The sequence below is a fragment of the Vibrio sp. Vb0349 genome (assembly GCF_033338975.1).
In genome coordinates, this window is sequence record NZ_JAWOTS010000003.1 from 15854 (window position 1) to 37405 (window position 21552).

17 protein-coding genes and 1 pseudogene are annotated in these 21552 nt (G+C 43.6%); 10 read left to right on the plus strand and 8 right to left on the minus strand.

Going from position 1 to position 21552, the window contains the following annotated elements; genetic code table 11:
* Positions 1 to 60: 60 nt before the first annotated feature.
* Complete coding sequence (locus R7Q47_RS05120; RefSeq protein WP_151515534.1) at positions 61 to 1347, minus strand: hypothetical protein; 1287 nt, start codon at positions 1345 to 1347, stop codon at positions 61 to 63.
* 678 nt (positions 1348 to 2025) lie between these two features.
* Between R7Q47_RS05120 and R7Q47_RS05125 the strand changes: the two genes are divergently transcribed.
* The gene (locus R7Q47_RS05125; RefSeq protein WP_151515535.1) at positions 2026 to 3621 is read left to right on the plus strand and encodes a DUF11 domain-containing protein; all 1596 of its coding nucleotides are present in this window, start codon (positions 2026 to 2028) and stop codon (positions 3619 to 3621) included.
* Positions 3622 to 3685: 64 nt separating this feature from the next.
* Here R7Q47_RS05125 and R7Q47_RS05130 read toward each other — a convergent pair whose 3' ends face one another.
* From R7Q47_RS05130 to rnk, 3 genes and pseudogenes are all read right to left on the minus strand, one after another.
* A complete protein-coding gene (locus R7Q47_RS05130; RefSeq protein WP_213962427.1) occupies positions 3686 to 5470 on the minus strand; it encodes an Ig-like domain-containing protein in 1785 nt (594 codons plus the stop codon).
* A 479-nt stretch (positions 5471 to 5949) separates the two neighbouring features.
* Positions 5950 to 6901 (minus strand): annotated as a pseudogene (locus R7Q47_RS05135) (diguanylate cyclase domain-containing protein).
* A gap of 239 nt (positions 6902 to 7140) precedes the next feature.
* Positions 7141 to 7548: a nucleoside diphosphate kinase regulator gene (gene rnk, locus R7Q47_RS05140; RefSeq protein WP_005376048.1), complete on the minus strand. Its 408-nt coding sequence runs from the start codon at positions 7546 to 7548 to the stop codon at positions 7141 to 7143.
* 527 nt (positions 7549 to 8075) lie between these two features.
* On the opposite strand from rnk, the gene nirB reads away from it, so the two are divergent.
* From nirB to cobA, 4 genes are all read left to right on the plus strand, one after another.
* Positions 8076 to 10640, plus strand: a complete 2565-nt coding sequence (gene nirB, locus R7Q47_RS05145) for a nitrite reductase large subunit NirB (protein WP_054575425.1) — start codon at positions 8076 to 8078, stop codon at positions 10638 to 10640.
* A 13-nt stretch (positions 10641 to 10653) separates the two neighbouring features.
* Complete coding sequence (gene nirD / locus R7Q47_RS05150; RefSeq protein ID WP_005387969.1) at positions 10654 to 10977, plus strand: nitrite reductase small subunit NirD; 324 nt, start codon at positions 10654 to 10656, stop codon at positions 10975 to 10977.
* Between the two features lie 194 nt (positions 10978 to 11171).
* Complete coding sequence (locus tag R7Q47_RS05155) at positions 11172 to 12020, plus strand: formate/nitrite transporter family protein (RefSeq protein ID WP_005387971.1); 849 nt, start codon at positions 11172 to 11174, stop codon at positions 12018 to 12020.
* 206 nt (positions 12021 to 12226) lie between these two features.
* Positions 12227 to 12985, plus strand: coding sequence for a uroporphyrinogen-III C-methyltransferase (gene cobA, locus R7Q47_RS05160; RefSeq protein ID WP_017634651.1), 759 nt, complete (start codon positions 12227 to 12229; stop codon positions 12983 to 12985).
* A 16-nt stretch (positions 12986 to 13001) separates the two neighbouring features.
* Here cobA and R7Q47_RS05165 read toward each other — a convergent pair whose 3' ends face one another.
* On the minus strand, positions 13002 to 13442 hold the full coding sequence (locus R7Q47_RS05165) for a DUF4174 domain-containing protein (protein ID WP_005376058.1): 441 nt from the start codon (positions 13440 to 13442) through the stop codon (positions 13002 to 13004).
* A gap of 119 nt (positions 13443 to 13561) precedes the next feature.
* Here R7Q47_RS05165 and R7Q47_RS05170 point away from each other — a divergent pair, with 119 nt between their 5' ends.
* On the plus strand, positions 13562 to 14050 hold the full coding sequence (locus R7Q47_RS05170) for an NYN domain-containing protein (RefSeq protein ID WP_017634650.1): 489 nt from the start codon (positions 13562 to 13564) through the stop codon (positions 14048 to 14050).
* An 86-nt stretch (positions 14051 to 14136) separates the two neighbouring features.
* On the opposite strand, the gene R7Q47_RS05175 is transcribed toward R7Q47_RS05170, so the two are convergent.
* On the minus strand, positions 14137 to 15468 hold the full coding sequence (locus R7Q47_RS05175; protein ID WP_005376060.1) for an anaerobic C4-dicarboxylate transporter: 1332 nt from the start codon (positions 15466 to 15468) through the stop codon (positions 14137 to 14139).
* Positions 15469 to 15887: 419 nt separating this feature from the next.
* Between R7Q47_RS05175 and R7Q47_RS05180 the strand changes: the two genes are divergently transcribed.
* Positions 15888 to 16625: a siderophore ferric iron reductase gene (locus R7Q47_RS05180; protein ID WP_318088674.1), complete on the plus strand. Its 738-nt coding sequence runs from the start codon at positions 15888 to 15890 to the stop codon at positions 16623 to 16625.
* Between the two features lie 89 nt (positions 16626 to 16714).
* Positions 16715 to 18886: a TonB-dependent receptor gene (locus R7Q47_RS05185; RefSeq protein ID WP_213962428.1), complete on the plus strand. Its 2172-nt coding sequence runs from the start codon at positions 16715 to 16717 to the stop codon at positions 18884 to 18886.
* Positions 18887 to 18935: 49 nt separating this feature from the next.
* Here the strand turns inward: R7Q47_RS05185 and R7Q47_RS05190 are convergent, their stop codons facing one another.
* Positions 18936 to 19127, minus strand: a complete 192-nt coding sequence (locus tag R7Q47_RS05190) for a DUF2986 domain-containing protein (protein WP_005376066.1) — start codon at positions 19125 to 19127, stop codon at positions 18936 to 18938.
* A gap of 136 nt (positions 19128 to 19263) precedes the next feature.
* On the opposite strand from R7Q47_RS05190, the gene R7Q47_RS05195 reads away from it, so the two are divergent.
* Both R7Q47_RS05195 and R7Q47_RS05200 read left to right on the plus strand, forming a co-directional pair.
* Positions 19264 to 19773, plus strand: coding sequence for a GNAT family N-acetyltransferase (locus tag R7Q47_RS05195; RefSeq protein WP_054579612.1), 510 nt, complete (start codon positions 19264 to 19266; stop codon positions 19771 to 19773).
* Between the two features lie 14 nt (positions 19774 to 19787).
* On the plus strand, positions 19788 to 20177 hold the full coding sequence (locus R7Q47_RS05200) for a nitrous oxide-stimulated promoter family protein (RefSeq protein WP_054575964.1): 390 nt from the start codon (positions 19788 to 19790) through the stop codon (positions 20175 to 20177).
* Positions 20178 to 20226: 49 nt separating this feature from the next.
* Here the strand turns inward: R7Q47_RS05200 and R7Q47_RS05205 are convergent, their stop codons facing one another.
* Positions 20227 to 21387, minus strand: a complete 1161-nt coding sequence (locus R7Q47_RS05205; protein ID WP_033907039.1) for an MFS transporter — start codon at positions 21385 to 21387, stop codon at positions 20227 to 20229.
* Positions 21388 to 21552: the final 165 nt, after the last annotated feature.

The window sequence follows — 21552 nt, forward strand, 5'->3', positions numbered from 1 at the left end:
CGAAAGAAAACGCCTGACGAGTTAACGTCAGGCGTTGTTTTATTAAGTTGTAAGTAGACCTTATTCAGGGCAGTTAACAGGCTCTGGACAAGTTGGACATAGCGTACATTCTGCAGACGCTGTTATCGCTTCTACGACAACATTACCGAAGATAGTTTCACCACTCGCATCCACAGTATCTGTAAACGCTCTGACTTCTTCCCCCGGTAATGGAAGGCCTTCACCATCTCCTGGGATTGGCTCGTAGTTACCAGTAAAGTCGTAACACTCAGCAGGCGCAAGCATACCAACCTGGATTGGATTCGAGTCTTTGTTGTCGATTACGACAATGCCGTCAATGGTGACATCGGAGGTATTACATACACTACCACTGTAATTGACTTGAAGACCGTATTCATTAATACCAGTATCTTCAAATCGATTCACGACGACGACACTACAGTCTTTCTCTAGAGACAATGAACCAGGGATGTTTTGGCTTGGGCATTCCCAATCTGCGTTGTCAGAAACCGCTACACCACCACCAGTTTCAAGTGCTGCGCTTACTTCTGCATAGTTAGTGATACCGTTTTGGTCAATAATAAACGAACCATTAAACTCTTGCGTTTGTCCAACGGCGAGCATCGCTAAATTGAACACATGGTCACCAGCAGCCATATCGTTGTCAACGGCTGTAGTGTCTGTTGCCACAACATCATACAATGCAAAGTCACCGGTGTTTTCTACAGTGAGTTTATAGTTGTATTTCAAAGTGTTACCATTGACAACATCACCAAATGTACAAGTTTTAGTGATTTTAATGTCTGGTACGCCTGGTGTGTAACAGAATGAAATATGACTTAAGCCATAGTATCTACCATTTTTCCCTACAGGTGAATGCAGCAAGGCATCATCTTGATACAATAATCCATCTGTGAAGTAGTTATAAAGGTTTCCGTCAGGACCACCTTTAACAAAGATAGCTTGCATAATCACAGGGCTATCACCTTGATCCCAACTGAAGGTTTTTGCCCCAGGTTGTTGATCAATAACCACTTCAAGCATGCCATCACCGAAAGTGCCGTCTGTAACTGGCTCAAGCTTGTATTCTATCAAACCATCGATCCCTGGAAGTAATTGTTGACAGGTGTTATTCCCTTCAACAAATATTGGTTGCACGCCTCGGCTTGAAGGGTCGCCAGCGGATGCGTAAACAATTTGAGAGCTCAGCACTAAGCTAACCGCTATGACCCAAGTAAACAGCTTAAACATGCTGCTGATATTGATCGCTGTAAGTATATTCTGGCTACATAAAGTGGAACAACGGTAACTCTTATTGCCCCACCAAGAGTTAAATATGGTTTTCATAAAACCTCCTTGTGTAAGTGGGCTCGCTACGTCCTTGAGCCCACATACGTGATAGTTTTCTCACAGAGTTAAACTGCGTCGGTTGACTAGCATAGAGTGTTCCATATTTAACTTTTTGTATTTGTTGGTTATTTTTTATTTTTGTACAGAGGGGTGAACAGTTTGTTTATATTTTCATAAATGGTTGGGCTAAAACTTATTCGCTAAACTACTGAATATGTTTTAGTTAAATGAGTATTCAATTAGATGTGTAAAGGATGTAACACTATGCAAACAGGTGTTACACATCACCTTCACATTAGTTGGAGCAGGTGAGTAAGCGTCTATTTCATATTCATAGTGGACAGTTTCAATACCGTCGTTTTTGTGCACCTGTCACAGGTGTAAACAATAAAGTGTCAATCTGTAACATTATCCTAGAACACGTATATATCTTTGTTATCGTAGGTTTTTTGTCTCTTTTGTTTTCTTTCTCTTTCTTTAAAATTGAACACTCTGTTCATTCTCTTCGCTGTTGAAAATATTTAGTTTAATAAAATCATAACCTTAAGTAGTGGCATGCTCTATGCGTTATACAAGCCGAAACGAAAGTTGTATCTCGCTTTCACACTTTCTTAAAAGGCAATTAATGACATAGGGACCTTCGTCTAGCTTTAGAAGCGTTCTAAGGAGTAGGTTATGAATTCTTGTAAGTCAGGTATCTGGCATACGATGAAGAGCTTTCTTTATGCAATATTTACAAGTTTGCTAATAGGTAGCTCTGCATTTGCAACACCAACAGATGGCGTATTTGAGTTAGAAGCAAATGCTAATGCGATAGATGACTCTGGAGTGGGAGCTCCAGATGACTGGTCAACGCCGCCAAACAGTGGTGGAGCATTAGTATTTAGCTTTGAGAATGACACGGCAACACCGGATACAATCTTTACTGGTGGTAATAAAGACATCAAAGACATACCAGAACTCGGTTGGAAGACTGGGACGGTACTTGATAAAGGGGATATTCTTCATGCGTATGCAGCGGCATACAACATTAATAATGACCTTGTACTCACCTTTGGTGCAGACCGCTTTGGTAACAGCGGTGATGCCTTCTTAGGTTTTTGGTTTTATCAAGACTCAGTCAGTACAAACCCAGACGGTACATTCACTGGTCAACATATTGCTGGCGACCTTTTGATTCAGGTGAATTATTTGCAAGGGGCAAATGAGGGGCCAGAAATTTTGGTTCTTGAATGGGACACAACTTGTGCGAAAGCTGATAACAATAATCCACAAGATGGTCAGTGTGCTGCGACAAACTTACGTTTGAAAGTTAAGACAAATGCACTGTGTTCACCGGGCGCGCAAGATGTGTGTGCTTCAACCAATACAACTGACTCACCTGCACCATGGGCGTATACGCCAAAAAGTGGTGTCGAAAATGTCTTCCCTCCAGAAACCTTCTTTGAAGGTGGTGTAAACCTTACTGAACTTCTACAAACAGACACCTGTTTTAGCTCATTTGCAGCCGAAACAAGAGCATCAAGCAGTATTACCGCTCAGTTGAAAGACTTTGTGGTTGGTGACTTTGAGTTGTGTAGTGTTGATATCACTAAAACATGTAATCAAGCGGTCGTGAATGAAACAGAAGATGGTTACGTTTACTCATACAGCGGCGACGTGATTAATGATGGTGTTGGTACGCTATACGATGTTGTTGTAGAGGATTTAGAAGCAGGTACTACACATAGCTTAGGTGCCATTGCTTCAGGTGACAGTGCTTCATACAGCGGCAGTTTTGAAAGTACAAATAACGGTCTAACTAATACAGTAAGAGTCACAGCAGCTGCGACTCCGGGTGGTCAAGCGACCATTACTGATACAGCAAGTGATCCATGTGAGTCATTGAGCTTGTCTCCAATGATTAGTGTAACGAAATCATGTGAAAGCGGCTTCAAACTTACTGAAAACGGTATCATTGCAGAAGTGAGCTTCTCGGGAATGGTATGTAACACAACGCCTGGACTTACTTTAGTGAATGTTTCTGTTGTGGATGACTCAGGTACGCCTGAGGATACTTCTGATGACGTGAAAGTGGTAGATAATATCGAACTCGCTTCGGATCAATGTCAGTCTTATACTGGTAGCTATATCCCAACGGCATTTAGCAATGCAGAAACACAATCTTTCCGTGATACTGTGACAGCGGTTGGTTTCTTGAAAATCGATAATACTCAAGCGACGAATACAGCTTCTGCAGACTGTGACATTTGTCCTGCACCAAGCAACTAATTGACGTCTTGTGAATAAAAAGCCTGGAGTATTCTCCAGGCTTTTTCATATTGAATTGCGTGATTTAGTTCGGTTTCCCTTTACCGTTTCCACCACCATTCCCACCAGAACTCGATTGTAAGGTGATGCTAATCGTCGCGGTTGAAGAAGATTGACCGTCACTGATCGTATAAGTGAATGAATCATTATTCTTAAACTTCTTCGAAGGTATGTATTCAATGGAGCCATCGCTCAGTACACGGGCGCTGCCTTTGTTTGGCTTAGCGACCGTAATTGCAAGAGAAGTCGATTGTTCAAATGAGTCATTATTTAACTGTTGGATGCGAACGACGGATTTATCACTGATCGTTACGCTATCATTCACCGCTTCAAGTGGTGACGTTGACTCAGATAACACTGTGTAAGGTAGCTCGGTTTTGGCTGATTGTTCATTTTCAGCATCTATAACGTCAACGGCTATGCTGTAAGAGTTCGGTTGAGCATCGCTGTTTGACGTAACCATGACCGTCGTTTCTGCACTCATGCCCGAAGGAACCGTCAAGGCACTTGCGTCATAATTCCATCCGTCAGGAACGCTTAAAGCTGTTGTATAGGTCGCGTCTGCACATTCTGTATTGTTCTGGTTCGTCACTTTTAGATTATACGCTAATGTTTCTCCGGCATTAGCATCAGAACCTGAAAGTGGGGTTAGAGAGAGTAGAGGCGATGTCGCAACGCATTGCCCTGATTCACCACCAAATATGACACTGACCTGTGCGTTTTGACCATTAGCACTTTCCAAAGTAATCGACACGCCTGTTTTTGGATCGGTGAATGTTCCACCGATTGGAAGAGCGGGGTCTTCCCAGTCATTACTCCCAAATAATTGTTTGAAAGTGGAGTCAGGCTTCATGTGTAGCAAGCGGCTACTTTTAAGATCACCGTCTGTCGCTAGGCGCACAACCACACCTTCTGTCACATCTTGGCGGTATACGATGTACGAACGGTCACGTAAAAAGCTGTCGTAGCCAAGAGCTTGTCGATATTCAACATAAAACCATTGGCGCTGGCCTGTAATTGGATCGGTACCTCTTGGGATTTTTAAAACTTTTGATGAAGTACTTTCAAAGTCTTCATAGGCATCAATAGAGTAAACACCATCACTAGAAATGATTTGAGCAGGGGAGGTCTGCCACCCTAAGTTTTCCAGTTGGAAGGCGCTAAAGTAACCCATATCGTAGTTACCCATCGTATCGTAGCTATCACCGTACTCTATGACACGGCAATCACCAGCCAACGTACCGTCTTTACAGTCGAGTGCGGAAGCGTGATGCAATCCAAAATTATGTCCTAATTCATGGGCGATAACTCGAGGCTCGAAAACCGCATTTATTGACGCTCTAGAGGGAGTTACTCCTTGACTACCAGAGCCTTCTGATGCACATCCAGTTTTGGTTGTTAAGTAGATAAAACGGTCATAGTTTGATAGTTGATATCCCGCAGTTTCAGCCATTTTGTTGGCTTCCGCAGCTACAGCATCATCATCGCAAATTTGGTTTGATATCGGCAAGGTGAATGTTCCAGCAACATCACCAGTTAGCCAAAGTTGCCCCTGGGACATTTGCGAATAGAAGTCGCTAACGGTATTAAAAACAACATGATGGGCGTCTTCTTTAGAGATCGGGATCTCTTGAGGGTTTTCTTGGAAATTGACGAGTACAACTAATGTTTTTTGTTCACCACTAGCCACTTGCTCAACATAAGCCTCTGATGAAAAAGAATATGCTGGCACGAGGGTTACAAAGCCAAGAGCTAGCAAGCGTAAATTTGACGCAACAAAGCCCAATTGAGGGAGGATGACCTTCTTCAATTTATATACCTACTTAATATTTTGATATTAAATGAAATTACAAATTCATAATGTTTTAAATAAAATAAATAACGAGCTCTACCCAAATAGAACCAGTAATTATCAAGTGTGCATTATGTTTTATAAAGTTTGTTTTATATTTGTGTGTGTTTATTACTTTTAAACACGAGGCGAGATATTAGCAGAAGGGGTGGTTAAAATTCAACCATGCATTTCGGTTTTTATAAGTTCATGAATTATAATGTTTAACTAATTTTTACTGGTGGTTTTTATAAAAATAATAAGAGACAATATTGTATGCAACAAAAGTAGTTACAAAGACAGTAGTAATATTACACCGTGTAGTATGCAACACTCTTAATTGTTTGTTATTTCTTTTGTTTTATATATAAATTACTTATTAAAAATAAGATGCTATCAATTCCATAGAGAAAATTGTCAAATTAAAGAAATATTAATTTCAAAAAACAAGAGACTTATTATATCTGGATATAGGCAACGCCATTTTTGCCATTTTTTTATCTCATACATTGCATGATCGGCTTTTTGATAAACTTCATTAAACTGTTGTTTTCCTTTATCAAATAGACAAACACCGATGCTCATTCCAATCGTTACTTTATTTAAGTCCTGATTTATCACAGGAATGATGGAACTTAAGAGTCGATCACAAAGTTGAGATATTTCTTCTTGATTTGAATAAGAGCTTAAAACGACAAACTCATCTCCTCCTATGCGTCCGACTTGAGACTTGCTTGGCGCAAGCTCTGTTAAGCTATTGGCTATATTAATGAGGAGAGTATCACCAGTATGATGGCCTAGCTGGTCGTTAACTGCTTTAAAATTATCTATATCAACAAACACTAAGGCAGACTGCTGAGACGGCTTGGTTTGAGGTTGATGATTAAAGTTTTCCTCAATTGCTTTTCTATTTAATAGTCCGGTCAATGGATCACTCGAAGCTAACTTAGCCAGTTGCTGCTCATATCGCTTTTCTTTTGTAATATCGATATGAGTGCCCATCATGCGCAGTGGTTCGCCATCAGAACCATACTCGACGATGCGCCCTCGATCGTAGACCCAACTATCACTGCCGTCTTTATGAATCATGCGATGAACTACCTCATAAAGGTCGGTTTTGCCAGCTAGGTGATCTTCAAATGCACCCACCGCAAGATCATAATCTTCAGGGTGGAGATTGTTTTTCCACGTTTCAACCGTCGCGGTTAACTCATGGGGCTGATAACCTAGCATTTTGCCCCATTGCATATTGAATATCGTCAAAGTACCTGAAGGAATATGCTGCTCCCACAAACACAGTCCATTACTGTCGAGTGCAGCATTCAACTTTTCTTGTAGTCGCGCATTTTTCCGCTTCAGCTCTTCATTTTCTTTTTCTAAGACGGCAATTCGAGTTAGATATTCTTCCATTTTGCGCATAATTTACGTCGTTTTCGGAGCGACAATATACGAAAAATACTTTGCAATTTCTATGATTGAGCTTGGAGATATAAGTATTGAATATGCGGTAAATAATAAAGAATCGGTGATGTTACTTAAGAGCAGCAAAGTAAATGCTTGGAAAAACAAAGAGGGAAATAGGGGATAAGCGAGGGGCTCTCCTGGTGCAAAGTCTTAAATGGAGGCCTTTGCACCGGGACTACTGAGGGTTAGCGGTTTAGTGCACCACAACGCTCAGGCTGGTAGGTGATATCGACAATTTCAATTGTCTTCACTTGATTATTTGGCATTGGCCATTCAAGTTTTTGACCAACAGACAAACCGATCAGTGCGCTGCCTACGGGCGCAAAAATAGAGATATCATCACTGCTTTTCAGTTCAGAAGGGTAAACCAGTGTCTTTGTCATGGTTCTATCTTCACCTGAAAATTTAAACTCTACAGTCGAGTTCATCGTGACCACGTTATCTGGCATTTGTTCTGGCTCAAGAACTGTTGCTCGGTCGAGCTCTGCTTCTAATTCCACAAGCTCCGCTGCGATGTTTGGCATTTTATCCAACAAGGCCGTGATTCGGTTCATATCTAAGCTTGAGATGTAGATAGAATTGTTTTCTGACATTTTATGACTCCCAAATAAAAGGCCGCCTCACAAAAATGGGACGGCACTCTATATGTCAATTACGGTATCAATCATATGGACGCTATTCCATATGAACTAAACCTGATTTTAGTCTTTATAGTGCAACTTAGCTAGTAAAAAATTTTTGTTGTGAAGCTTGATTTTTCTAAATCTTTCAATCACTTCAGATATTGTTCTCTGATCACCTTGAAACGGTGAAGTCAAGTGAGTGCGTCGTTTAGAAGCAAAACAGGATTTATCGTAGGTGTGCTCGGTTTCGATGGTCAGCCTAACTTCATAAAAGCAAAACGGTATAGTCCGTTGCTAGCATGGCTTCGGTTATCTCAGTTTGTTAAAACTACCAATATCCGTTAATAAATTACTTTTTATTTCGCAATAGTCAGATAAATACGTTCATCTACCCCTTTAGGGTAGTTTGAAATTGTAATTGATTTACATCATGTATTAATTTTCTTTCACAACTAACAATGAGCTCAGTGATAAGAACCTAACCCTTAGGAATTATAATGAGCAAGTTGAAGCTAGTAGTCATCGGTAACGGTATGGTAGGGCACCGTTATATTGAAGACTTAGTCGAGAAAGCTGATATGTCTAATATAGACATTACGGTTTTCTGTGAAGAACCTCGTGTCGCATACGACCGTGTGCACCTTTCCTCTTACTTTTCTCACCATACTGCAGATGAACTTTCTTTAGTAAAAGAAGGCTTCTACGAGAAACACGGTATTAACATGCTGATCGGCGAACGCGCGATTAACATCAACCGTGAAAACCGCATTGTTTACTCAAGCACTGGCCGTGAAGTTCAATACGACAAGCTGATTCTTGCTACTGGCTCGTTCCCATTTGTTCCACCTATCAAAGGTCACGAAAGCAAAGACTGTTTTGTTTACCGTACTATCGAAGATCTTAAAGCGATCGAAGCGTGTGCGAAGAAGAGCAAATCAGGCGTTGTTGTCGGTGGTGGTCTGCTAGGTCTTGAAGCAGCAGGCGCATTGAAAGCACTGGGTGTAGAAACGCATGTTGTTGAGTTCGCACCGAAGCTAATGGCTGAGCAACTTGACCTTGCTGGTGGTAACCAACTTCGACAAAAGATCGAGCGTATGGGCGTGAACGTTCACACTAGCAAAAACACGCTTGAGATTGCGCCAGAAGGCACAAACGCACGCAACGTTATGCGTTTTGCTGACGGCTCAGAGCTAGAAACAGACTTCATCGTATTCTCTGCAGGTATTCGTCCACAAGACAAACTAGCACGCCAAATGGAGCTAGAAGTGGCACCTCGTGGCGGTGTTGCTATCAACGATCATTGTCAGACTTCTGATGAGAACATCTACGCGATTGGTGAGTGTGCGTCTTGGAACGAAATGTTCTACGGCCTTGTTGCTCCTGGCTACAAGATGGCGACAGTTGCCGTTGATCACCTACTAGGTAACACAGAAAGCAAATTCGAAGGCGCTGACATGTCTGCGAAGCTGAAACTTCTTGGCGTTAAAGTAGGCTCTATCGGTGACGCGAACGGTCGTACTGAAGGCTGTAAGAGTTACGTTTACCAAAACGAAGAGCAAGAAGTTTACAAACGTCTTATCGTTTCTGAAGACAACAAGAAACTGCTTGGCGCGGTTATGGTTGGTGACACCTCTGACTACGGCGATCTGCTTCAACTTATGTTGAACGAAATCGACCTACCAGAGCACCCAGATGCGTTGATCCTTCCTGCACACGCAGGCGCTGAGAAACCAGCACTAGGTGCAGACGCTCTACCAGAAAGCGCAGTGATTTGTTCATGTTTCGACGTGACAAAAGGCAAGATCGCACAAGCGGTTGCTGATGGTCACCACACATTGGGCGACATCAAAGCAGTGACTGGCGCAGGTACAGGCTGTGGTGGTTGTATTCCTCTAGTGACGTCTGTTCTAAATGCTGAGCTTGCTAAATCGGGTATCGAAGTGAAGAACGACGTGTGTGAGCACTTTGCATACTCACGCCAAGAGTTGTTCCACCTAATCCGCATTGAAGAGATCAAAACGTTTGATGAGCTTCTAGAGAAATACGGCAAAGGTTACGGCTGTGAAGTTTGTAAACCACTGGCTGGTTCTATCTTGGCTTCTTGCTGGGGTGAGCACATTCTTAAGCCACAATTGGTTAAGCTGCACGACACGAACGATAACTTCCTAGGTAACATCCAAAAAGACGGAACTTACTCTGTTATCCCACGTATGGCGGGTGGTGAAGTAACACCTCAAGCACTGGGTGCGCTAGCGAACGTTGCTGCGGAATACAACCTATACACCAAAGTAACCGGCGCTCAACGTATTGGTCTGTTTGGTGCTCAAAAAGACGATCTTCCAGAGATCTGGCGCAAGCTTATCGATGCTGGCTTCGAAACAGGTCAAGCGTACGCAAAAGCACTTCGTATGGCGAAAACATGTGTGGGCTCTACTTGGTGTCGTTACGGTGTTCAAGACTCTGTTGGTCTAGGTTCTTACATCGAGAACCGTTACAAAGGCATTCGTACACCTCATAAGATGAAGTTCGGTGTTTCTGGCTGTACTCGTGAATGTGCGGAAGCACAAGGTAAAGACCTTGGCATCATCGCGACTGACGCAGGTTGGAACATGTACGTATGTGGTAACGGCGGTATGAAACCTCGTCACGCAGACCTACTTGCAAGTGACCTAGATAAAGAAACGCTGATTAAGTACATCGACCGCTTCATGATGTTCTACATCCGTACTGCTGCGCCACTACAACGCACATCAGTTTGGATGGAAAACATGGAAGGTGGCGTTGACTACCTACGCGAAGTGATTGTTAACGACAAGCTTGGCATCAACGCTCAACTAGAAGCTGACGTAGCGAAGCTTGTAGACGAGTACGAGTGTGAGTGGACTGCGACCATCAACGACGAATCACAACTGACTCGTTTCGCGCACTTCATCAACTCTGACAAGCGCGATGACAACGTTGTGTTTGTACAAGAGCGTGAACAGCACCGCCCAGCAACCTTCACGGAAAAACACCCTGAAGCGAAAGGCGATATCCTACACGTAGCGATCACTGAAGCATAAGGGAAGGTTGATTATGTCATTTGAAAAGATTTGCCAAATCAGCGACATCGTACCGGGCACGGGTGTTTGTGCACTGGTTGATGGTCAGCAAGTTGCGGTATTCCGCCCAACACAAGCAGAAGAAGTGCTGGCGATCAGCAACACTGACCCGTTCTTCCAATCAAACGTGCTTTCTCGCGGTTTGATTTGTGAGCACCAAGGCGAGCTTTGGGTGGCAAGCCCACTTAAGAAGCAGCGCTTTAACCTGACAACAGGTGCGTGCATGGAAGACGAGCGTTTTAGCGTGAAAGCGTACAAAACCCGCGTAACAAACGGCGAAGTAGAAATCTCTGCGTAAGCTTGGTTTTCATTCCCTCCTCTTAGGGGAGGGAATGAACTGAAACCTAGATTTAATAGACAAAGGCTTTCCAAGCATCAACTCAGGGGAACAGGGAAGCGAGGTGTTGTAGACAGCGTTCAGGTGTCAACGGGAAGCCTTTCTCTATTAAATCTTTAACTTTTTAACTTTCAATTTTGGATAAGGACACATTCATGTCTACTGATTTTAAGCCTGCAGAATTCGTGCAAACCATGATCAATGTTGGTGAAGCGAAAACCAATACAAGCACGCGAGATCTTCTGCTTCGCGGTACGATGGCTGGCGTTATTCTTTCGCTTGCGGTGGTGGTTGCTATTACCGCGATTGTACAAACGGGTATCGGTCTTGTAGGAGCACTTGTTTTCCCCGTTGGTTTCGTAATTCTAAGTGTGATGGGGTATGACCTAGTAACCGGTGTTTTTGGTCTAGCGCCTCTGGCTAAGTTTGCTAACCGTCCGGGCATCACTTGGGGTCGTATCTTCCGTTGTTGGGGGCTTGTAGGCTTGGGTAACCTTATCGGTTCTCTGATCGTTGCTTACCTAGTGGCTATCTCTCTAACAGGTAACTTCTCTCTAGAACTGAATGCAGTAGCGAAGAAATTTGTCGCTGTTTCTACCGCGCGTAGCCTTGGTTTTGAAAACATGGGTATGGACGGATGGATCACGTGTTTCGTACGCGGCATCTTCTGTAACCTAATGGTATGTCTAGGCGTTATCGGCAACATGACAGCACGTTCAGTATCTGGTCGCGTAGCAATGATGTGGTTCCCAATCTTCATCTTCTTCGCTCTAGTATTCGAGCACACAGTAGTAAACATGTTCCTATTCCCACTAGGTATGATTCTAGGTGCGGATTTTGGTATCGCGACTTGGTTGAACTTCAACCTTATCCCAACCATCCTAGGTAACATTGTTGGTGGTCTAGTAATGACTTGTATTCCACTGTACCTAACTCACGCTAAAACTGCGCCTTCTATCAATGCTGAAGAAGAAGTAAAAGCGCAACCTGCAATGGCTAAATAACCATTAACGGGTAATTCGCTTAATATGGTCCCGCTTCTGGATGGGCGGGACTATTCTCTAACTAGATTTCAATTTTTAACTTTCACTTTCGCGACATATTTTATTGATTTAGCTATAAAAAGTAATAACTCCTTAGAGTGGTTTTAGCCCTAAGTGCATAACGCGAGTGTTACTCTTTATATCTAAATTTTTCGATAGGCGTTGATATGACTACTGCTCACTCATCTTTAAACAGCGGCTTTGTTTCTCTTGTTGGTGCAGGTCCAGGTGATCCTGATTTGCTCACAGTAAAAGGCTTAAAAGCCATTCAAGCGGCTGAAGTTGTGGTGTACGACCGATTAGTGTCGAAAGACATTCTTGAATTGGCTCACGCATCAGCAGAGATGATTTACGTAGGAAAAAAATTGGACTTTCACTGTGTGCCTCAAGATCAAATTAACCAAATCTTGGTGCAGAAAGCGCAAGAGGGTAAACGCGTTGTGCGCCTAAAAGGTGGGGACTCATTTATCTTTGGCCGTGGTGGTGAAGAGCTAGAAGAGCTAGCCGAATTTGGCATCAAATACGAAGTGGTTCCGGGTATTACGGCGGCGGCGGGCGCGACGGCTTATGCTGGTATTCCATTAACACACCGCGACCATGCACAAAGCGTTCAATTTATCACAGGTCATGTACAAAAAGATGGTCGTGAGATTGAATGGCATTCACTAGCGCAATCCAACAACACACTTGTGTTCTATATGGGTTTGAAGCAAAGCGGCCATATTATGGATAAGCTGATCACTCATGGGTTAGATCCTGAGATGTCATGCGCCATTATTGAAAACGGTACGCGCCCAGAGCAGCGCGTGTTCCAAGGAAAGTTGAACGAGCTATCGATCATGGCAGAGCAAGCCGTGAGCCCAGCATTGATTGTGGTTGGCAGCGTGACTCAACTTCACAACAAGTTGGATTGGTTCGCAAAGTAATACTGCTCAGAAGTGACTATATTTTACAGGGGCTTTGTTGCCTCTGCATTTCTTGCTTACGCATAGGCATTTGATCAATGAGGTTGTTGATAAACGGCCAGTCTGTTTCTGCGCCCCAGCGGTGCTTTTCTAGACCATCTTTACCAAGCAAAATAGCGGTATGAGAACCTTTTTCGACCTCATAAAGACGAGCTAGCATTTTTAAGTCGAACTCTTCTTTAAGCCAAGCAGGAAAGGTATAACCTTGTTCTGTAATGACAAGTGTGACGACATCTCTGTCTTCCAACTCACACTCATTCATAAGTGTTTCTAGCAAGAATTGTTTGACGTATTCATCATTTTCCGGCGCAAAGTAGAGCACACTTCTATGTGGCCAGTATTTGGAGTGCGCTGGATAACCAAATGCTGTCGATGACAAGATACAAGAAAGTAGTATCACTAGTAACTTTCCGCCCATGACAGTTCCCCTAGAAACCCAAATAACTTTTTATACGTTAAGTTTAGTGGAATTGGCTCATTGTGCTTTTTCCAAAACTGGCATAGGGTAGGCAGCAAATAAATTGAGCGTAGAAATAGATGAGTTCGGAAAGCAAACAAAAAATCGCCATTTTGGTTGATGTACAGAATGTGTATTACACCTGTCGCGAAGCGTATCGAAGCAACTTTGATTACAACCAGTTTTGGTATGTTGCCACACAAGGGAAAGAGGTGGTATGTGCTCGTGCTTATGCTATTGCGAGTAACGACCCTAAGCAGCGTCAGTTCCACCATATTCTTCGTGGTGTTGGATTTGAGGTGATGCTTAAACCCTACATCCAGCGTCGTGATGGCAGCTCGAAAGGCGATTGGGATGTGGGTATTACTCTCGATGCAATTGAAATTGCTCCCGAAGTTGAGGAAGTGATTCTAGTTTCGGGAGATGGAGACTTTAGTCTGCTAGTAGAGAGAATTCAGCAGCGCTTCAATAAAACGGTGACCGTTTATGGTGTACCTAAGCTAACATCCCAAACTCTGATTGATTGTGCCGACAATTTTGTCGCGATTGATGACGATTTCTTGCTGTAGTTAATAGTGCAATAAAGAAAGGCGAGTCACTCAGGCTGTACGAAACGTACAATGACTCGCCTCTAATTTATCCTTGATTTGGCTAGTTACGAAGGAATGATCATTTGCCCTAGCAAGTAACCCAAGCAACACGCACCAATCACGCCGATTAAGCCCACAGACATGAATGAGTGGTTGAAGTACCACTTACCAATCTTAGTTGTGCCCGAGGTATCGAAGTTCACAGTCGCGATATCTGAAGGGTAGTTTGGAATAAAGAAGTAGCCGTATACCGCAGGCATCAAGCCGATAAGCAGCGCAGGTTCCAAACCTAAGCCGAGACCAACAGGCAGCATCATGCGAGCCGTTGCAGCTTGAGAGTTCACCACAACCGACACAATGAATAACGCAAGCGCGAATGTCCAAGGATAGTTGGTTACCATCTCTACGATGCCAGATTTAAATTGAGGCATAGCGTACTGGAAGTAGGTATCTGACATCCATGCAATACCGAAGATAGCAATCGCCGCCACCATACCAGATTTAAATACCACCCCATTTGGTACGTCACGCGGGTCAGTTTTGGTCGCAAGCAAAATGATACCGCCGAAGCAGAGCATCATCATTTGAATCACAACTGCCATGCTGATTGGCTTCGAGCCATCTACGATGGTACGAATGTCTGGCCACATCGCGATAACGACGATAACCAAGATAGAAGCAATGAACAGCAATACAGAGTTACGAGCACTTGTTGGTAGTACTTCATCAAGAGACGTCGCAGTTGTGTTGAGGATCTTTTCGCGCCACACAGGATCTTTCAAACGCTCTTGGTATTCTTCATCGTCGTCTAGCTCTTTACCACGCTTTAGGCTGTAAAGTGACATCAACAACGTACCGAATAAGGTTGCAGGTACAGTAACGAGCAGAATTGAGAGCAGAGTGATCTCGTGTTGAATATCAGAGAGTTGCGCCAAGTAGTAAACTACGGCCGCTGAAATTGGTGATGCCGTGATTGCGATTTGAGACGCGACAGAAGCGGCAGCCATAGGACGCTCTGGACGAATGCCGTTTTTCAATGCAACGTCGCCAATGATTGGCATAATGGAGTAAACCGCGTGACCTGTACCGAGCAAGAAAGTCATAAAGTAAGTCACAAAAGGAGCAATAAGGGTGACGCGTTTTGGGTTCTTACGAAGCACACGCTCGGCAACTTGCAGCATGTATTTCAAACCGCCAGCGGCTTCAAGAATGGAAGCACATGTTACCACCGCTAAAATGATCAACATGACGGTGACAGGAGGAGAGGTTGGCGGCATCTTAAAGATGAATACTTCAATCACCAAGCCAATTCCGGATACGACCCCAAGGCCTATACCACCATAACGTGAGCCGATATACAGCATCACGAGCAAAAATAGAAACTCAAGATACAACATGTGGATTTCCTTATTCAAAACAGAGGGCTACATAGCCAAATTACCTCTTTGTATTGTCTCGATATTCAGAAAGAAAATACTTCATGTTGTTCACAATCCGCTGGATAAGAAACAGCAATATTCAATTATTGGCAATAACTCACGCTACACAGGGAAACTGTTAACACAGTTTTATCAGGGTGTTTTTATGCTGTGTATTTTTGCGATCATGTGAGCGTTAAATGCGAAGAGGTTTAAGAGTTTGTTGCTATTCATCGCATACGTAACCAGACCTTACAGCTTCACAGAACTCGGAAATACAGTCATAACTAACCCTAAGAGTGCTTCTTTGTTATGAAAACGCAAAGGATAATAGTTTGCATTGCGATTGGGGCTTGGGTATAAAGGTGTCAGAATGACTACACCAACAATAAGCCACCATGTCTGAGCAATTTTTCCCGCAACTGTTTCAAACTTCGAGTGAGATTACACCTTACCTACACGGTGATATCGGCGAGATAGGGCAAGAAGCTATCCATATAGAGAATGATATCAACCCGATCATCCAAGTCCTTTACCAGCAAATCTCGGAGGCTCATCCGGAAGCGGGAAAAGCATATTGGTTGACAAGAACGTGGGATTTACTTTGTTGGCAGCCAGTTTATGTCGCATTCATCTCTATTTACGGTTACCACATGTTGCCAAACATTCGCGAGATAGCGCAGCACCTCAAACCTTGTTTTGTTTCTGGGTACCGATTCGCCGACGAAGCGCATATACATGGCGAGCCAGAAGCGTTGATAAAAGAGGCGGGGCGTCAAATCCGAGAACTGTTCGACTTCTATCAACAAGAGATGAGTCAATGGACACGCATTCGTCCTGGCTTCACCCATCAATTGATGTCGGACGGAATCATGGCTTGTTTAATTCGTCTCCAACAGCGCTTTCCGCAAATGACTAACTCGACACTTCAGGAGCATGCGGTCTTGTGGCTAAGCGCAATGGGTTTGGATGTTGATAATAGTCGCTCACTTCATGAGACGGAATCTGATCAGCCGCTAAAGTTAGTAAGAAAAAGTTGTTGTTTAGTCTATAAGTGTGAAGGCAGAAAGCTTTGTGCAGATTGTCCTCGTTTAGAGGAAAATCGACAGCTTATGAGCAAGAAGGTTCTTAATTAACATTTATTTAACTTGTGTAACAGTGCTCGATTTGAGAGTGAGAATAAGTATCATTGCATGCTCTTGTTGACAACAAAAAGATAAATACAATGATGAAAAGGACGTTTTCTTTCAATCTCATCGTACTTGCGATGAGCAGTGGATACGCAGTTAGCTCAATAGCAGCAGAAGATCTTCAACAAACATCGACTCCGAGCGATGAGCAATTGGTTGTTGTAGGCAGTGTGATGCCGAAATCGATCTCCGATATTCCAGGAACGGTTTGGTTTGTTGGCCAAGAAGAGATTGCTCAGCAATATCGTGCGGGCAAGACACTGGGTGATATTCTTTCTGCAACCATCCCTTCTTTAGACGTCGGCACCGGTGGTCGAACTAACTATGGTCAGAACCTTCGCGGTAGAGCAATGTTGGTAATGATTGATGGTGTCTCGTTACAGTCTTCTCGCCCGATTAGTCGTCAGTTAGACGCAATAGACCCATTCAACATCGAGCGAATTGAAGTACTATCTGGTGCAACCTCCATTTATGGTGCAGGCGCTACTGGTGGTGTTATTAACATTATCACCAAGAAAGCGTACTCGGATGACTTGTCGTTTGAATCCTACGTGAGTGGCACTACAGGTTTTAATAGCAGCGATGACTTTGATTACAAACTCGCTCAGTCTATCTCGGGTGGTAATGAGCGAATTACCGCTAGAGGTTCGGTTGTGTACACCGAGACACAAGGTGCATTTGACGCAAATGGCGACATTGTCACCCCAGACATTTCACAGGGCTCTTTGCAGTATAATTCAACGCTCGATGTTATGGGCTCGACCGAGATTCAAATCTCCGATGCCAGCAAGTTAAACCTTGTCGCACAATACTATGACAGCCAGCAAGATTCGCCATACGGTTTGTACATTGTTAACAATAAATTTGTTGACGTACGAGAGGGGTTCGATTCCGACCGTGAACATGGTACAGAGCGAGTTCTCTTAAGTGCGAACTACGCTCACGACAGCGTATTCGGTCATCAACTGATAGGCGAGTTATCTTACCGTAGTGAAGACCAAACCTTTACTCCTTATTACCAAAGTGCCTCTCAACAAAAAACAGAAGTTTTTGCTGGGCGCTTAGCGTTAGCTAAAAGCTGGGAGTCATTCAAACTTGTTTATGGTGTCGATGCGTACTTAGACCGTTTTGAAAGTAACCAGGCTCTGTTCGATCCAACCATTGCGAACAGCTCTGGGAACTTAATTAATCGAACCTATGCCGAAGTGGGGCGTTACCCAGATGTTGATGTGGCGTCTTACGCAATGTTTGTCCAAGGGGATTACCAAATCAATCAAGATTGGTCAGTACAAGCAGGCTACCGCTACCAATACATGGACAATAAGATTGATGATTTTGTTGCCTATAGTATACAAAAGAAGATCGCATCGGGTAATGGTGTATCAGCGGATGCGGTACCAGGTGGCAGCACTGACTACTCTGTGAGCTTATTTAATTTGGGCACCATTTATCAGCTTAACGATGAATCTCAGCTTTGGGCGAACTTCTCTCAAGGTTTCGAACTCGCTGATCCTGCAAAGTACTACGGCCAAGGTAGCTACGATGCCGCGGATGCAAATGGTCACTACGCGTTGAACAATAGCATTAACGTATCTGACTCAAAAATGTCGGGCATCAAAACGGACAGCTATGAAATCGGTTACCGATTAGATACCGATACTGTCGCACTGCAAGCGGCGGGTTACTACTCGGTGTCGGATAACTCAATCAAGTATGACAAGAAGACGCTCCTAATCACCAATGTTGATGACGAGAAACGTGTATACGGTGCCGAAGCAAACATTAACTACTGGGTAAACCGTGATATTTTGTTAGGTGCATCAGGTCACTATGTGGTTTCTGAGCTGAAAACCAACGGTAAGTGGGAAGATCTAAGCGCGGGTAAAGCAAGTACATCAAAAGCGAACGCGTGGGCGGCTTACTATCAGGATGGCTATTCAGTACGTTTACAAAGCCAGACGATGTTTGATTACGAAGATGACGCAAACAATAAACTAGATGGATACACTACGTTTGATCTTCTTGGTAACGTAACACTACCTATCGGGCAGTTAGGTTTTGGTATTCAAAACCTATTTGACGAAGACTACACAACCGCTTGGGGACAACGTGCGCAGATTCTTTATGCAGCACACTACGATGCAGCAGCGTACGACTACAAAGGAAGAGGTCGCACATTCACACTGAACTACAGTGTCGAATACTAAAGCTAACTCTCTCCGAATATCAAAAAAGCCGCTGAAAGCGGCTTTTCTTTTAGGCTTGATCTGTCTGCGCTGTGTCTACAACGTTTTCCGTGTGTTCTGAAGCTTGGTTTTGTTCTTCAGCTTCCATTTTCGCGCGTTCAGCTTTGGAGATATAACGCGGCTTATTGCTCTTATGTAGCTTAGCGTTATGCTTCTTCTGCTTCGCTTTCAAGATCTGATTGATTTTCTTCTTGCGGTTCATGGTGGTGGTCCTTTAATTTAGCGAGGCAGGATAGTTACTTTTTTATCAAGTTACAACTAAATAAGCGCCGGTATCGGTCGCAAAATTCAAGTACGTTCCTATGTCCAATCATCTATCGCGTTTTAATGGAGCCCAAATGAAAACACTGTACACCGAACGTTTGATACTGCGTCTTGTGAGTGTAGATGATGCACCATTTATACTAGAACTTTATAACCACCCAGACTTCTACCGTTTTGTCGGAGACAAACAAATTCGTACCGAATATGAAGCGGCGCGTTACATAAAAGAAAACATGCTACGCATGCAACAAATTAAAGGCGTGAGTTTACTCGTTGTAGAGAAGAAAGAAGATGGGCAACCCATCGGGATTTGTGGGTTGGTTAAACGTGACACATTACAATACTATGATCTCGGATATGGATTTTTACCTTCCGCTTATGGCTTCGGCTACGGAACGGAGTCTGCAACCGCAGTGCTGGAATACGCTAGAGAGGAAATGAAACTCGATAATTTGGTTGCCATCACCAATAATGACAATATTCGTAGTATAAGTTTGCTCAAAAAACTGGGCTTTGAGTTTGAACGAGTTGAGCAGCAATATGATAATGGCCGCACGTTAGAACTTTACACAATGATGTTGTGATTTTTGGATAGCGCATGAGCGATATTTTACTTGGCAAACTCGCCACTGAATTTAAGACAGTAAAAGCCATGGTAGAGGTTTACTGTCATGACCATCATGGAACAAAACGTGACTTATGCTCAGAATGTCGTGAGCTGCTTGAATACGCAGAAGTGCGCCTCGACCGCTGTCCTTATGGAGAGAATAAACCGACGTGTAACAAATGTCCGATTCACTGCTACAAACCAGAGCCGAAAGAACAAATGCGTTTGGTCATGCGTTACTCTGGCCCCAGAATGTTACTGAAACATCCCATCTTGGCGGTTCGTCATTTGCTTCATGAAAAGCGCATGGTACCGGAAAAGCCTGCAGCGAACGCGTCAAACCGTCACAAGCGTTTATCTAAACAAAAATTCGAAGAATAAAAAAACGAGGGCGACATGCCCTCGTTTTCGTTGAGTAGAAGCGGCGTGGTTAGAGGCCAGCGGCCATACGCTGCTTGGTTTTGCTCGCAGCAAGTAGCATGTATACGCCAGTCGCAACCAAAGCGGCAAACAAGTAGCCTAGCAAGCCGTGTTCTTGGCCCATGAATTTATCAGCGACAACAGGACCAGCAACAGAGCCGATGCTGTAGCTAAACAGCATGACTTGTGTCGCAGAGACAATAAAGCGTTCATCAAGACCTTCGCAACCTAAGTTGATTGCAATCGGGTACAAAGCAAAAGTAGCTGCACCTAAAAAGAATAATGCAGCAGCCAATACCACGGCTGACGAGGAAATAAACGTCATACCGATCGAAAAAATACCCAAAATACAGAAAAACGCCATTAGCACTGTGCGGCTCATGTATTTGTTTAACGCGGTCACCATTGGTTGAACTAGCATGCCACCTAGAATCACTAGCGCCATCAATGTACCAATGTCTTGATGGCTAATTTTACGGTTAGTTAACTCAACTGGCATTAATCCGTAGATCGCGCCTAAGGTCAAACCTGAAACAACACAACCAATAATTGCTGCATGGTTTAGTTTGGCAATTTGCTTAAATGATAAAGCGGTTGATTCATGGCTGTTTGGCTGCTCACACTCAATGAACATTAGCACCAGCATCGCCATTAGGATCAACGTCGTGATCGCAATAAACGGAACGCCGCCACTTACGCCAAGCACGCCAATACCAAACTGGCCTAATGCTGAACCACCATAAAGCGATAGCATGTACAAGCTCAAACGTTTCGCACGCGATGCTTCGTCTCCAGACATTAGCCAAGACTCAACAATGACAAAAACACCAGCAACCGCGATACCCGCAATAAAGCGAGCGGCAAGCCACATCAATCCGTTAGCAAACACGGGTAGTGTGACGATAGTTAGCGAAAATACGGCCAAGCAACCAATAAACGCGTTACGGTGACCAACTTGACGTACGATACGTTCAATAAAAATAGCACCGGTTAATAAGCCGCCATAAAACACACTCGCCAACCAACTCGCGTAATCTGCTGAGATGTTGTATTCACCGAGCATGAGAGGGATCAAGCTCATTAAATAGCCCGAAGCCACCGCATAAAGAGACAGTGCGACGACTGGAACTGTAACTCGTGGTGATGCTGCAGGAACGACTGTGTTTTCCACTGTTTTGCGCCTATAAGTTAAATGAAATCTTAGGGTTATTCGGCGCGAATATGAGGCTAATAGTTAGGCAAGTAAAATGATAAATTTAAGTCGTTTCGATAAATAATATTTGTTAACTAGATAGGTTGATAAGTTGCATAAAAACGCCAACCTACAAACAAGGTT